This is a genomic window from Faecalitalea cylindroides, assembly GCF_028321995.1.
Taxonomy (GTDB): Bacteria; Bacillota_I; Bacilli_A; order Erysipelotrichales; family Erysipelotrichaceae; genus Faecalitalea; species Faecalitalea cylindroides.
Genome location: NZ_JAQLXG010000001.1, coordinates 13,772 through 26,513, shown reverse-complemented (window position 1 = coordinate 26,513; position 12,742 = coordinate 13,772). Strand labels below are relative to the sequence as shown.

At 36.9% G+C, this 12,742-nt stretch carries 15 protein-coding genes; all 15 read right to left on the bottom strand.

Going from position 1 to position 12,742, the window contains the following annotated elements:
* The 15 genes from ychF to PND65_RS00075 all read right to left on the bottom strand — a co-directional run bounded on the left by ychF (position 1) and on the right by PND65_RS00075 (position 12,731).
* On the bottom strand, positions 1 to 1,104 hold the full coding sequence (gene ychF, locus PND65_RS00145) for a redox-regulated ATPase YchF (protein WP_022355635.1): 1,104 nt from the start codon (positions 1,102 to 1,104) through the stop codon (positions 1 to 3).
* A 4-nt stretch (positions 1,105 to 1,108) separates the two neighbouring features.
* Positions 1,109 to 1,318: a DUF951 domain-containing protein gene (locus tag PND65_RS00140; protein ID WP_271990078.1), complete on the bottom strand. Its 210-nt coding sequence runs from the start codon at positions 1,316 to 1,318 to the stop codon at positions 1,109 to 1,111.
* Entirely contained in the window at positions 1,315 to 2,172 is an 858-nt protein-coding gene (gene folD / locus PND65_RS00135) for a bifunctional methylenetetrahydrofolate dehydrogenase/methenyltetrahydrofolate cyclohydrolase FolD (protein WP_271990080.1), read from the bottom strand. Before folD ends, PND65_RS00140 begins: the two co-directional genes overlap by 4 nt.
* Positions 2,169 to 2,618, bottom strand: coding sequence for a D-aminoacyl-tRNA deacylase (gene dtd / locus PND65_RS00130; protein WP_035403340.1), 450 nt, complete (start codon positions 2,616 to 2,618; stop codon positions 2,169 to 2,171). Before dtd ends, folD begins: the two co-directional genes overlap by 4 nt.
* Positions 2,618 to 3,091, bottom strand: a complete 474-nt coding sequence (gene ispF / locus PND65_RS00125) for a 2-C-methyl-D-erythritol 2,4-cyclodiphosphate synthase (RefSeq protein WP_271990082.1) — start codon at positions 3,089 to 3,091, stop codon at positions 2,618 to 2,620. Before ispF ends, dtd begins: the two co-directional genes overlap by 1 nt.
* 4 nt (positions 3,092 to 3,095) lie before the next feature.
* Positions 3,096 to 3,608, bottom strand: a complete 513-nt coding sequence (locus tag PND65_RS00120; RefSeq protein ID WP_271990084.1) for a nitroreductase — start codon at positions 3,606 to 3,608, stop codon at positions 3,096 to 3,098.
* Between the two features lie 42 nt (positions 3,609 to 3,650).
* Positions 3,651 to 4,643, bottom strand: a complete 993-nt coding sequence (locus PND65_RS00115; RefSeq protein WP_015535606.1) for an NlpC/P60 family protein — start codon at positions 4,641 to 4,643, stop codon at positions 3,651 to 3,653.
* Positions 4,644 to 4,758: 115 nt separating this feature from the next.
* Positions 4,759 to 5,505: a triose-phosphate isomerase gene (gene tpiA / locus PND65_RS00110; RefSeq protein WP_015535607.1), complete on the bottom strand. Its 747-nt coding sequence runs from the start codon at positions 5,503 to 5,505 to the stop codon at positions 4,759 to 4,761.
* A gap of 14 nt (positions 5,506 to 5,519) precedes the next feature.
* Positions 5,520 to 6,704: a phosphoglycerate kinase gene (locus PND65_RS00105; protein ID WP_015535608.1), complete on the bottom strand. Its 1,185-nt coding sequence runs from the start codon at positions 6,702 to 6,704 to the stop codon at positions 5,520 to 5,522.
* A 137-nt stretch (positions 6,705 to 6,841) separates the two neighbouring features.
* Positions 6,842 to 7,528, bottom strand: a complete 687-nt coding sequence (locus PND65_RS00100) for a LytR/AlgR family response regulator transcription factor (protein WP_195190990.1) — start codon at positions 7,526 to 7,528, stop codon at positions 6,842 to 6,844.
* 125 nt (positions 7,529 to 7,653) lie between these two features.
* Positions 7,654 to 8,127 (bottom strand): 23S rRNA (pseudouridine(1915)-N(3))-methyltransferase RlmH, encoded by a 474-nt coding sequence (locus PND65_RS00095; protein ID WP_022355641.1) that lies wholly within the window; start codon positions 8,125 to 8,127, stop codon positions 7,654 to 7,656.
* Complete coding sequence (locus PND65_RS00090) at positions 8,124 to 9,350, bottom strand: serine hydroxymethyltransferase (protein ID WP_022355642.1); 1,227 nt, start codon at positions 9,348 to 9,350, stop codon at positions 8,124 to 8,126. The genes PND65_RS00095 and PND65_RS00090 overlap by 4 nt, the downstream gene beginning before the upstream one ends.
* Before the next feature lie 18 nt (positions 9,351 to 9,368).
* Complete coding sequence (locus PND65_RS00085) at positions 9,369 to 10,463, bottom strand: DnaJ domain-containing protein (RefSeq protein ID WP_271990086.1); 1,095 nt, start codon at positions 10,461 to 10,463, stop codon at positions 9,369 to 9,371.
* On the bottom strand, positions 10,460 to 12,199 hold the full coding sequence (locus PND65_RS00080) for an Hsp70 family protein (RefSeq protein ID WP_035403355.1): 1,740 nt from the start codon (positions 12,197 to 12,199) through the stop codon (positions 10,460 to 10,462). The genes PND65_RS00085 and PND65_RS00080 overlap by 4 nt, the downstream gene beginning before the upstream one ends.
* Positions 12,180 to 12,731, bottom strand: a complete 552-nt coding sequence (locus PND65_RS00075) for a phosphatase PAP2 family protein (RefSeq protein ID WP_022355645.1) — start codon at positions 12,729 to 12,731, stop codon at positions 12,180 to 12,182. Before PND65_RS00075 ends, PND65_RS00080 begins: the two co-directional genes overlap by 20 nt.
* Positions 12,732 to 12,742 lie beyond the last annotated feature (11 nt).

The following is a 12,742-nucleotide window of genomic DNA, read 5'->3' as shown; positions in this document are numbered from 1 at the left end:
CTATACGTTAAATCTGAAGTGCATTACATCGCCATCCTGCACGACATAATCCTTTCCTTCTAAACGAAGTCTACCGGCTTCTTTGATGGCATGTTCACTTTCTAATTCATCAATATCTTCAAATCGGTATACTTCTGCACGAATAAATCCTTTTTTGAAATCGGTATGAATAACTCCCGCACAATCTGGAGCTTTCATGCCTTTTTTAAATGTCCAGGCACGACATTCATCTTCTCCAGCCGTTAAGAATGTACAAAGATTTAATACAGAATAGGCTTTTTGGATCAATAGATCAAGACCACTTGAATCCACACCAAGTTCATTTAAGAATGCGGTCTTTTCCTCTTTATCCAATTCCGATAATTCTTCTTCCATTTTGGCACATAACGCAACAACTTCATTATTCTGTGAACTTGCATATTCTACCAACTGGTTATAATACGCATTGGCTGATGGATCCATGACACCTTCTTCATCCAAATTGGCAACATAGATCATCGGTTTTGCCGTTAACAAATTATACCCTTTCAAAATGATGGCTTCATCTTCATCCACTTCTAATACACGTGCTGGTTTTCCTTCTTCCAACAACGGTTTTAAACGATTCAATAAAGCCATCTCGGCAACTGCATCTTTATCTTTCGTTGTTTTCGATTTCTTTTCAATCTTTCCAATACGATTTTCAACTGTCTGTAAGTCCGCTAAATTCAATTCAAGATTGATGATTTCCGCATCACGAACAGGATCCACACTGTTTTCAACATGAGTGATATTCGCATCATCAAAACAACGAACCACATGACAGATCGCATCTGTTAATCGAATATTTGATAAGAACTGGTTCCCCAATCCTTCTCCTTTGCTGGCACCTTTTACAAGACCGGCAATATCTGTAAATTCAAATGTAGTATAAATCGTTTTTTTAGGATGAAAGATCTCAACAAGACGATCGATCCTTGCATCCGGCACTTCTACGACACCTACATTGGGTTGAATTGTCGCAAAGGGATAATTTGCGGCTTCTACCTGACTTTTTGTAATAGCGTTAAACAGAGTAGATTTCCCAACGTTAGGAAGACCTACGATTCCAGCAGTTAATGGCATATTTCTAACTTCCTTTCACTTCTTCATGAACGATTACTTTTTTCAGCTTCTTTTCAAACTTTTGCCTAGGCATCAAAACACTTGCTCCACAACCTAAACATTTGATTCGAATATCCGCACCCATACGAATGATCTTCCATTGTTTTGATTTATGGCAAGGATGTTCTTTTTTCATCTCAACGATGTCATTTAGACCATATTCTTTTTCGTTCATCCATTTTTCCTTTCTTTATTGTGATATGACTCCAATGTATTTTCTAACAACATACATACAGTCATTGGACCTACTCCTTTAGGAACAGGCGAGATAGCTTTCACTTTATCACAAACGTCATCAAAGTCAACATCTCCACAAAGTTTTCCATTCTCCATTCGATTGATTCCAACATCGATTACAACGGCTCCGTCCTTGACCCAATCAGATTTGACCATTTTTGGCTGTCCAATAGCTGCAACTAGTATGTCCGCTTTCGATGTGATGGTTTTAACATCTTTTGTCTTTGAATGCACTATTGTCACCGTTGCATTTTTATTTTGCAATAACAAAGCCAGCGGTTTTCCTACAAGGTTGCTTCGTCCTAATACAACAGCATTCATACCAGAAAGATCATCTAAACCAATGCTTTCTAACATCGCCATTACTCCTTTAGGCGTACATGGAATAAAACCACTTCGATTTGTCAATAAAGCACCTGCATTTACCGGGTGTAAACCATCCACATCTTTTAAAGGACTGATCTTATCAATAACAGCCTGCTCATTTAAATGTTTTGGCAAAGGAAGCTGAACAAGGATCCCATCTACCGTATCATCTTCATTTTGCTGCTGCACGACATTCTCTAATTCCTGCTGTGAAATATCTTCTGGCAGCACGATCGTCTTGTTTTCCATTCCAATGGATAGACAAGCTTTTTCTTTGGAATGCACATAAGACTGGCTTGCCGGGTTGTTTCCTACTAAAATTACCGTCAGCAAAGGAAGTCGTTTATTTTCCTTTTTTAATGTTTCGATTTCTGCTTTCATCTTCTCTTTAAAAGAAGCTGCAAGTTCATTACCATAAATAATCATCCAAATAACTCCTTACTATCCAAAACGATCGTAACCGGTCCATCATTTAACAATTCAATTTTCATATCTGCACCAAAAACACCCGTTTCAACGTGTACTTCTTTTTTTAGCTCTTGATTAAAATAATCATATAAAGGTATCGCAACATCTGGTTTTGCTGCATCAATAAAGCTTGGGCGATTTCCTTTCTTCGCATTTGCATATAAAGTAAATTGACTAATTGATAAAACAGAACCAGAAATATCTTTTAGAGATAAGTTCATCTTTCCTTGTTCATCCGAGAAAACACGAAGCTTGACGATCTTTTGGACCATCTTATCCACAATTTCAGATGTATCTTCCTGACAAAAGCCAACCAATGCTAAATAACCATCTTCGATCTTTCCTGTAACAGTTCCATCAATTGTACAAGATGCATGACGTACTCTTTGTAAAACAACTCGCATTATTTTTCCTCCAATAGGCAAACAGCCATAGAGAGAATTCCTTCTTCATTTCCTACAAAGCCAAGTTTTTCTCCACGAGTTGCCTTAATTGATATCTTATCTACATTACAATGCAGAATCGATGCGATATTTTCCCGCATTTTTTGAATATAAGGTGCCATCTTAGGCTTTTCAGCCAATATAGTTGAATCAATATTACCAATCTTATAGCCCTTTTCATCCATTAAGTGATATACATGTTCCAACAATACCATGCTTGAAACACCTTTATACTTTGGATCTGTATCTGGAAAATGTTTTCCCAGATCACCTAAAGCTAAAGCACCTAGGACACTTTCCATGATCGCATGGGTCAAAACATCCGCATCGGAATGACCCAACAAACCTTTTTCATGTTCGATCTTAACTCCACCTAGTATTAAATCTCTTCCATTACATAGCTGGTGGATATCCACTGCCTGCCCTATACGCATATCTTTACTCCCAAACGACTTTAGATGTACGTGGTTTTCTTGGTGCTATTTCACTATCAGAATAGCCTAGAATACAATTACCAATTCCTTCATATTCTTCCAAGCCCCATTTTTTCAACAACTCTTTTCCCTCTTCGGTTTCAAACACTTCTTTAGCACGATGAATCCAACAACTGGACACTCCCAAAGAATTGGCTGCCAACATCAAATTCTCCATAGCCAAAGAACCATCGTAAACATGTGTACGCACATCTTTTTTCCCGAATACAATAATCACACAATCCGCATGATAAAAAGGATCTGTATCCGCCTGCATAATAGATGCATTTAATTTAGAGATCGTATTCATCATTTTCTTATCTTGAACAACGACAAAAGCATATGCCTGACGATTCATACCACTCGGCGCCATTTGTCCTGCCGCTACGATTTTTTCTAATACGTCTTTGGGAACTCTTTGTTCCTTGTAGGATTTACAACTTCTTCTTTCTATGATATTTTCATATGCTTGATTCATAACTTCTCTCCTTTAAAAAAAGCCTGACTATAAAAGTCAAGCTTAACGACATACTTGGATAAACTGTGGAGCACCACCTGGAATGTATACAGACTCAATTACTGTACGTCCATTGTAGTTTCCATGCACGGCTAAACCGTTTCCAATATAGATAGCGATATGATCGACACCACGTCCTCCGTTATTATAGTAAATCAAGTTACCTGGCTGAGGATCATTTGTATAATATCCATACATACCAGCATATTCATCTGGCCATAACTGGTAGGCATCTGATACACCAGCTAATGCAAGAGCCTGTTGAACAACCTGTGTACACCATTGTCCATCTGTAACCCCTACTAACGTCTGCGCTGCAGCAGCAATACGTGCGTTTAAATCGGCATAAGGATTTGTTGGTGTAGTTGGTTCCGTTGGTGTTTCTGGAACAGTTGGTTCAACTGGTGTAGTAGGAGTTTCTGGAGTACTTGGAGTCTCAGGTTCAACTGGTGTAGTTGGTTCAGCTGGAGTTTCCGGCGTACTAGGTTCTTCTACTGGAGTTGATGGTTCTGCAGGAGTTTCTGGTTCAACTGGTGTTGTCGGTTCTTCTGCTGGAACTTCCTCAACTGGTGTTGTAGGCTCTGCTGGAACTTCTTCAGCAGGAGTCTGTGTTTCTGTAGTATTATCCACTGGAGTTTCAACAACTTCCTGTGTATTCTTCTCTTCTTCTTGTTTCTGTACTTCTTTTACAACGGCTTCTTTTGCAACATTAGCTACTGTTTCCTGAACATCCCCCGAAATGTTAGAAGAAACACTAGCAACTACCGCTTTCTGTGTAGTTTCTTTTTCAATTGTTCCGTCATCTTCAGAGAAATAATAACTCTTTCCTTCGATTTCTTCCCAACCTTTTGCTACGGTAGCGTCTTCTTTAATATACTTATCGCCATGCCATCCTGGTTCTGTTTCCATTGCATATACAGTTGCAACAACTGGGAAACAAGATGCTACACAAAGTACGGCTGCTACTTTTTTACCATTGTTTTCAACATAATTCATAGCTATTCCCCCTATTTATATCCGATGATTCAAAAATACTTTAACACAAAAAAAAAGTACATTCAACCTTTAAAAGAAAGATTGTTTGTACTTTTTAGGAAAATCTTTTTAAAAACTATTTAGTTTTTTCAATAATATCGATAAAGCTTGCTTCCTTTAAACTAGCTCCGCCAATCAATGCACCATCGATATCTGGGCAAGCCATGTATTCAACGATGTTTTCTGGTTTAACACTTCCACCATACTGAACACGTACGTTTTCAGCAGCTTCTTCACCATACATAACTTTTACCTGATCACGAACGATAGCACAGCATTTCTGAGCATCTTCTTTTGTAGCTGATTTACCAGTACCAATAGCCCAGATTGGTTCATAAGCAATAACCATGCTTCCTACGCATTTAGCGCAAAGGTCTGCCAATGATCCAGTTAACTGATCACGGATAACTTTTTCTGTTTCACCTGCATCGTACTGAGCTTCTGTTTCACCGATACAAAGAATTGGTGTGATACCAGCCTTTAATAGGCGTTTAGCTTTTTTGTTAACTGTTTCATCAGTATCACCAAACATCTGACGACGTTCAGAATGACCGATAATGCAGTATTTAATTCCGATTTCTTCTAGCATAGGAACGCTTACTTCACCCGTGAATGCTCCTGAATCTTCCCAGTGGCAGTTTTCAGCAGCAACGATCAAGTTTTTAGCATTGTCCTGAGCTGTTCTTAAATCTGTAAATGGACATCCAATTCCATAAGTAGCATTTTCGCTTGCAGCAACTGCATCAACAGCTTCAAAGAAAGCTTTTGTTTCTGCGTTGTTTTTATTCATTTTCCAGTTTCCAACAATAATTGGTTTTCTCATAATTCGTTATCTCCTTATTTCTCGCTGATGATTGCGATACCAGGTAATGTCTTACCTTCCATATATTCTAATGAAGCTCCTCCACCAGTTGATACGTGAGAGAACTTATCAGCATATCCTAATTGTTTAGCAGCAGCAGCTGAATCACCACCACCGATTACAGTGATTGCATCAGGAAGTTCTGAAATAGCCTGGCAAACCAATTCAGTACCTTTTGCGAATTTCTTCATTTCGAATACACCCATTGGGCCATTCCATACAACTGTTTTAGCACCAGCTAATGTTTCTTTGAACAATTCAACAGAAGCAGGACCGATATCTAGACCCATCCATCCTTCAGGGATTTCACCAGATTTGCAAACCTGAGTGTTAGCTTCTTCGCTGAATGCATCTGCGCAAACATTGTCTACAGGCAATACTAATTTATCGCCAGCTTTTTCTAAGTATTCTTTTGCAAGATCTAATTTGTCATCTTCTACCAATGATGTACCGATTGATCCGCCTTTAGCTTTCATGAATGTATAAGCCATTCCACCACCAATGATAACTTTATCAGCTTTCTTCAACAAGTTATCGATAACATCGATCTTGCTGGAAACTTTTGAACCACCAATGATCGCAACAAATGGATGAGCTGGTTCATCAACAGCTTTTCCTAACATTGTTACTTCTTTTTCTACCAAGAAACCAAGACCGTTTTCTTTGATATTTGTTGGGATACCAACTGTAGAAGCATGAGCACGGTGTACTGAACCAAATGCATCTTCTACGAATACTTCACCAAGGCTAGCCCAGTAAGCACCTAATTCAGGATCGTTTTTGCTTTCACCTTTTTCATAACGTGTATTCTGCATTAAAACGATTTCACCTTCATTTAATGCGTTAACTGCTTCTTCCAATTCTGGTCCACGTGTAACAGGGCAGAAAGAAACTTTTGTTTCAGGAAGTAATTCCTGTAAACGTACAGCTACACATTCCAAGTTGTTTTTAGCTTTGTCTTCTTCTGTCTTTACTTTTCCAAGGTGAGACATAAGAACAACTTTCGCCTTATTTTCAACCAAGTATTTAATTGTTGGCAACGCCATAACAATACGGTTGTCATCTGTAATTACTCCGTCTTTTCTAGGTACGTTAAAATCGCAACGTACAATGACCTTTTTACCGGCAACATCAAGGTCTTTTACAGTTCTTTTAGCCATTTAAATTCCTCCTATTGTTTTTTTACGCACATTTATTATAACACTACACATTTTTATTGACTAGTTTTTCACAAGCAATTTTATCAAAGTTTAACACTTATCTTCGTATATTTTATCAATATTAAAACGAGCATCCATCAATGCTCGCCAAGAGTTGTATGATTTGATTTTTTAAACTGAACCCATTCTCTTCTCGAAACATGAAAACTATGACCATTTATCAGTTTTATTTCATGTCTAGCATGATCGATCGCAATGATCTTATCTTTATTTACGATACAGTTACGATTGATACGCCAAAATCGAGAAGATAGAATATTTTTAAGTTCAATCAAAGTACGATAAGAAAGTCGAATTCTGTTTTCATGATCTAATTCAAGATACATAAATCCATCCTCCAAATAACAATACATCATCTTATATTCAGGAACTCGCACCAACTGACGCTCGCTCTTTAACTCATAAATCTTATGTATCTGCATTAAATTCCTTATTTTTTGTAACTTTATATAGATCTTGTCTTCAATTTGATTCTTTAATACATATCCAAGAACATTCACACCATAAGCATCTTCCATATAATTACGGTTCATTGCCAGATAAATGATATACGTAAAAGGCTGTGGATGTGAATTTATACATTTTAGACCTTTTAAACCTATCGTATCAATATCGGCCAATAAAGCATCATGATAACGACCACAATTTTGATATCCATTTAAATCTTCATATACATCTATATCGGCAATCGAATACTCTTTCTCAATAACTCGTAACAGTTTTTTCAAAAATACAAAATGATCACACACAATAGCTAACTTCATATTTTCCCCTTAGTTGTTTTTAAATACTGTAGTGAAAATATTATATAGCCGCAAACGCTTTTTCACAAGAACATTATTTCATAGTACTGTGAAGTTTTTTTATATTAAAAAACAGGCAATGCCTGTTATTTATGATAGTTACGATTATTATTGATCATAAAAGCTCGATAAATCTGTTCCAAGATCAAAACACGAGTCATTAGATGCGTAAATGTTAGATCCGATAGCTTCCATCTTAGATTAGCTCTTTGTACCAGACTTGTCGAAGGACCTAAAGATCCCGCAATTACAAACACGATGTTTGACTGCGTGCTCATCAAAGAATCCAGTTTTTGTGCAAAGCTTTCACTTGTGAACATTTCACCATGTAAATCTAATAAAACAACAAAATCATTGACCTTAATTTTTTCCAGCACTCTGGAAGCTTCTTTATCTTTTATGATCTGCATCTCTTTTTCGCGCTCAGCATGTTCATTGGATTCGTCTTTTACTTCGATCACTTCACATTTACAAAAAGCTGACAATCTTTTTAAATATTCAGCTTCCTGTAATTTCAGGGCTTTATCCTTGTTCTTGCCAATGGCAATGATCTTGATCAAAATGTTGCCTCCGCTGGATGATCCTGAGTAAGTTTTAATACTTCTTCTCTTATCTTTTTAGCAAACTCTTCATCTTTTGATTTTAAGACTTGTATCATAAGATCTGTCACTTTTTCAAATTCTTTTTCTTTAAATCCTCTTGTAGTCATAGCCGCCGCACCTAAACGAATTCCAGATGTGACAAATGGTTTTTGTGTATCATATGGAATCGTGTTTTTGTTGCAGGTGATTCCAGCAAGATCTAACAATCTTTCCGCTTCTTTTCCTGTCATGCCAATACTGCCTAATACATCCACCAGTAACAAGTGATTATCACTGCCACCTGAAACTAGACGGAAACCAGCTTCTTTAAATCCTTTGCACATCACCTGCACATTTTTTAGAGTCTGTTCCATATATGATTTGAATTCAGGTTGGCTTGCCTCATATAAACAGACACCTTTAGCTGCGATCACATGTTCTAAAGGACCTCCCTGCATTCCCGGAAATACTTTTGAATCCAATTTTTTGGCAAACTCTTCTTTGCAGAAGACCATACCTCCACGCGGACCTCGAAGAGTCTTATGGGTCGTTGTTGTCACAAAATCAGCATATGGAATTGGGCTTGGATGAAGACCTGTTGCCACCAAACCTGCAATATGCGCCATATCCACCATTAAATAAGCATTCACTTTCTTGGCAATCTCACTAAACCTTTTAAAATCGATGATTCTAGGATAAGCACTTGCCCCAGCCACGATTAACTTAGGTTGTGTTTTAATTGCCAATTCTTCAAGCGCGTCATAATCGATCAATTCTGTTTCAGGATCTACATTATATGCGACAAACTTATAAAGCGTTCCTGAAAAGTTCAAAGGATGTCCATGTGTTAAATGCCCACCGGCAGCCAGATCCATCCCCAGCACAACATCCCCTGGTTGCAACAAGGTATTATAAACAGCCATATTAGCCTGTGAACCTGAATGAGGCTGTACATTGGCATGCTCTGCCTTAAATAGTTCTTTAGCACGCTGGCGTGTCAAATCTTCAGCCTGATCCACATAAACACATCCACCATAATATCTTTTGCCTGGATACCCTTCTGCGTATTTGTTGGTCAAAACACTTCCCTGTGCTTCTCTTACTTCTTTTGAAACAAAATTTTCACTGGCAATCAGCTCTACATTTTGTTTTTGTCTTTTTGCTTCCTTATCTATAATAGAAAACATTGCTGTATCTCTCATGCTTTTTCCTCCTGTTTTCTAGTATTCTATCACTTCAAGGTCATTTGACAAAGAAGGATCTTCTGCAAGTTGTTCAAGAACATTACCCTGCAGATCACTTAAATACCATGTTCCATCTTGATTCAGCCCTAAATAATACGTTGTTGTCTCTTCTTTTCTTTGAACCAATACAACATCATTGTATTCTAGATTTACACTGGTCTTTGTTTTAGTATCATAAGATAGATATCCTTGATCATTATGAATAATTATATAATTAGACATTGTATAGATCACATCATCAATATTCTCAATAACCACATTATCATTTTCATCAATCAGTGATCCATCTTTGATCGTAAATCCATTTAAGAATGGTTCATTCAACTGATTCATGGTTTTATCTGTGTCGATATCCAATGGCTCTACTTGTTTTGTATCATCTGGCTCACTATCCCCTTCAATATTTTGCATAAAAAGTGTTAAAGCACCAGATACCGCAATAACTACAATAATAAAGATTGCTCGATAAACTTTTGATTGTTTTGAAGATACAAGATATGCATTTTGAAACTTCTGCACTTTCTTTTTAGCCTGAATAAATCCATGCTCATCCAGCAGTTTCAACATAACTTGAAACTCTTCATAAGTTCCAATGAATGTTTTTTTGATCAAGGCCTTCTCTAATTTTCCACAAAATATCGGATCGCTTTTATATGTTTGTACCAGTGAATTTTCAAATAAATCTTTCAACGTTGTTGCATCGATCTTTTTTGGCAGGCTTGAAACGATGTTTTCCACGACATATTGATTATTATCAGTCTTGTTTGTTTCTTTGGTTTCCTGAAATAATTCCTTGCTTCTTGGAATTGGAGGAACATTTGATTCAATTGGATCTACATCAAACTCTAAATGTGTTTCCGGCTTGGTTTCAGGTTCAACCTTTACGGGTTCTTCTTGATGAACCGGATTGCCTTTAGCGTATTCCAAAGCTTTTTGATACGCTTCCTGTAATTGTTCGAACTGTTCTGGGTGGGTTTCTGGATGATATACTTTTGCCATTTTCGCATAGGCTTTTTTGATTTCTTTCTTGTTTTGTGTTGGTTCAATTCCTAAAATTGTCCAAATCGTCATGATAACATACCTTCATTTTCATCTTCTTCATTCTTAAAAATGTCCATGTTTTCATAAATACGATTTAGATCATAACGATCCAGCAAATGATCCATTTCTTCTATCAATAAAGCCTTCTTTTTGATATTATTCGTATTTCTTTCATACAATTTGATAAAGCGCAAAACCATATCACGAAGCCAGTCCTGACCTTGGGCATCCATTTCCATATATATACGTTTAGCTTTTTCTAAGACCATTTCGTATTCTGAATTTTTATTCAGCTGTAAAGATACATTCTTGATTGAATCTAACTGTTTGGTTGAAGTTACCTTCTCAAAATCACTGCTCTGCCCAACTTGAAAAATATATATTTCATTTGTGGACAAGATATGGATCTCCACATACAACATCGAATTGATATCATAAGTATACGTTAGAGCAAACTGTTCATGTACCTGATGATTTATTGGAATATCAATGCTTGTTTTTCCTAACTGCAAATTATCCTTGGCATACATGGATTCTCCCTGAAACACTTCAACGTCCAGCTTCTTTTGACCAAGCCTAGCTGTCTGCAGCATGACCGTTTTACTACAAGGAAGCACACTGTTTCTTTCAATGATTACTTTCGATAACAGTTTGTCAGGCTCAACATCATTGATCACTGCCGTAGATAACGAGAATGGACAAATATCGGTCACGACCATATCTTTGATGCTCTCGCTGCGTTGTTTGATTCCTATATATTTGCCTAACCCCATTGCGACAAGCTGATCAAAGTCACGTGTCTGTTCAATAGGAATGCTCAACAAATCAGATAAATACTCCTGCACCAGTGGCATTTTAGAAGAACCGCCAACCAAGATCAAGCTATCTAGTTCATCCGCTGTAAAGCCACTGTCCTTTACTGCTTTTGCGATCACGATCTTGGCATTTTCTAGAATCGGCAAACATATTTCTTTTAGTTTTTCCTTAGTAAAAGTATATTCATACATTTTATCTTTTATTGATAATTTCATTATGGCTTGATCATGATCTGATAAATAAATCTTGCAACGCTCAGCTGCCATCATCAAGCTTGCCTTGATAGAATCATTCAATTTTTCAAAAACAAGATTATTTTTGGCACAGAAATAATATGCGATTGCACGATCAAAATCACTGCCCCCTAGATGATTATTGCCACAAATTGAAGTGATGCTGACGACATTTTCAAAACAATCAACAACCGATACATCCAAAGTTCCACCACCAAAATCATATACAACAAAGGTTTCATAGTCCGGCATATCATGACAGGCTATAGCGGCAGCACTTGGTTCATTGATCAAACGATCCAATTTGATTCCTAAAATACTTCCAATTTCTTTTGTCGCCTTTCTTTGGCGCGCATTGAAATACGCTGGAACACTGACTATAACTTCTTCCACTTTCTCATTTAAATATACTTCAGCATCATATATCAATTGTTTTACCACAAAGCTTGAAAGTTGTGATGGAGTAAATTTTTTATTATCTAATTCATAAAGCTTATTAGTACCCATCGCACGTTTAAAAAGACTGGCTGTATGTGCAGGATCACTGACAAGTCTCTGTCTAGCAATTTTCCCTACGATTACTTCATCATCTTTGATCCATACAGCACTTGGTGTCAAATATTCATTAAAGGCATTAGGAATTAGTTCCACTTTATTATTTCTATACGTTACACAAAGACTGTTCGTTGTTCCTAAATCAATTCCTATTACGGCCATAATATTCACTTCCCTTCTTGTTTACGATATAACTTATGATCAAGGCAATTAAAAAGCCGCCTAAAACATCACTTGGATAATGAACGCCTAAATATAGTCTTGAAAACCCAATCAAAGCCGCAATCAACACAAAGATCCAGCTGTATTTTTTATCCAACTGCCAAAAACAGATCAAAGCAACCGAAAATGCAGCTGACGTATGACCCGATGGAAAAGAATAATCCCAAGGTTTATGTCCTATATAAATCAAAAAATCCACTAAATCATAGGGTCTGGTTCGCATAAAAAGAGGTTTCATAAACACATTAACAACTAACGCACATGCGCAAAATGATACGAACGCTATGATACCGACCTTTCTTGTTTTCTTATTGATCAATAAAACGATGATAAGCAATATCCAAAACCATCCATAATTTGATAAAGAAGTAATAAATGTAAAAAATCTTGTCAGAAAATCATTTCTTAAGTTTTCCTGGATCCAATGGTTGATCGCTAGATCAAGATTTGTTATCCAATTTAATATATTCATATCTCAACTAT

Coding starts and splice junctions, on each gene's coding strand:
- PND65_RS00075 (WP_022355645.1), bottom strand. CDS start 12,731: ATGAATATATTAAATTGGATAACAAATCTTGATCTAGCGATCAACCAT.
- PND65_RS00140 (WP_271990078.1), bottom strand. CDS start 1,318: ATGAACGAAAAAGAATATGGTCTAAATGACATCGTTGAGATGAAAAAA.
- ychF (WP_022355635.1), bottom strand. CDS start 1,104: ATGCCATTAACTGCTGGAATCGTAGGTCTTCCTAACGTTGGGAAATCT.
- PND65_RS00080 (WP_035403355.1), bottom strand. CDS start 12,199: ATGGCCGTAATAGGAATTGATTTAGGAACAACGAACAGTCTTTGTGTA.
- PND65_RS00090 (WP_022355642.1), bottom strand. CDS start 9,350: ATGAGAGATACAGCAATGTTTTCTATTATAGATAAGGAAGCAAAAAGA.
- PND65_RS00120 (WP_271990084.1), bottom strand. CDS start 3,608: ATGAATCAAGCATATGAAAATATCATAGAAAGAAGAAGTTGTAAATCC.
- PND65_RS00105 (WP_015535608.1), bottom strand. CDS start 6,704: ATGGCTAAAAGAACTGTAAAAGACCTTGATGTTGCCGGTAAAAAGGTC.
- folD (WP_271990080.1), bottom strand. CDS start 2,172: ATGATTATTTATGGTAATGAACTTGCAGCTTCTTTTAAAGAGAAGATG.
- PND65_RS00085 (WP_271990086.1), bottom strand. CDS start 10,463: ATGACGATTTGGACAATTTTAGGAATTGAACCAACACAAAACAAGAAA.
- dtd (WP_035403340.1), bottom strand. CDS start 2,618: ATGCGAGTTGTTTTACAAAGAGTACGTCATGCATCTTGTACAATTGAT.
- PND65_RS00115 (WP_015535606.1), bottom strand. CDS start 4,643: ATGAATTATGTTGAAAACAATGGTAAAAAAGTAGCAGCCGTACTTTGT.
- PND65_RS00100 (WP_195190990.1), bottom strand. CDS start 7,528: ATGAAGTTAGCTATTGTGTGTGATCATTTTGTATTTTTGAAAAAACTG.
- tpiA (WP_015535607.1), bottom strand. CDS start 5,505: ATGAGAAAACCAATTATTGTTGGAAACTGGAAAATGAATAAAAACAAC.
- ispF (WP_271990082.1), bottom strand. CDS start 3,091: ATGCGTATAGGGCAGGCAGTGGATATCCACCAGCTATGTAATGGAAGA.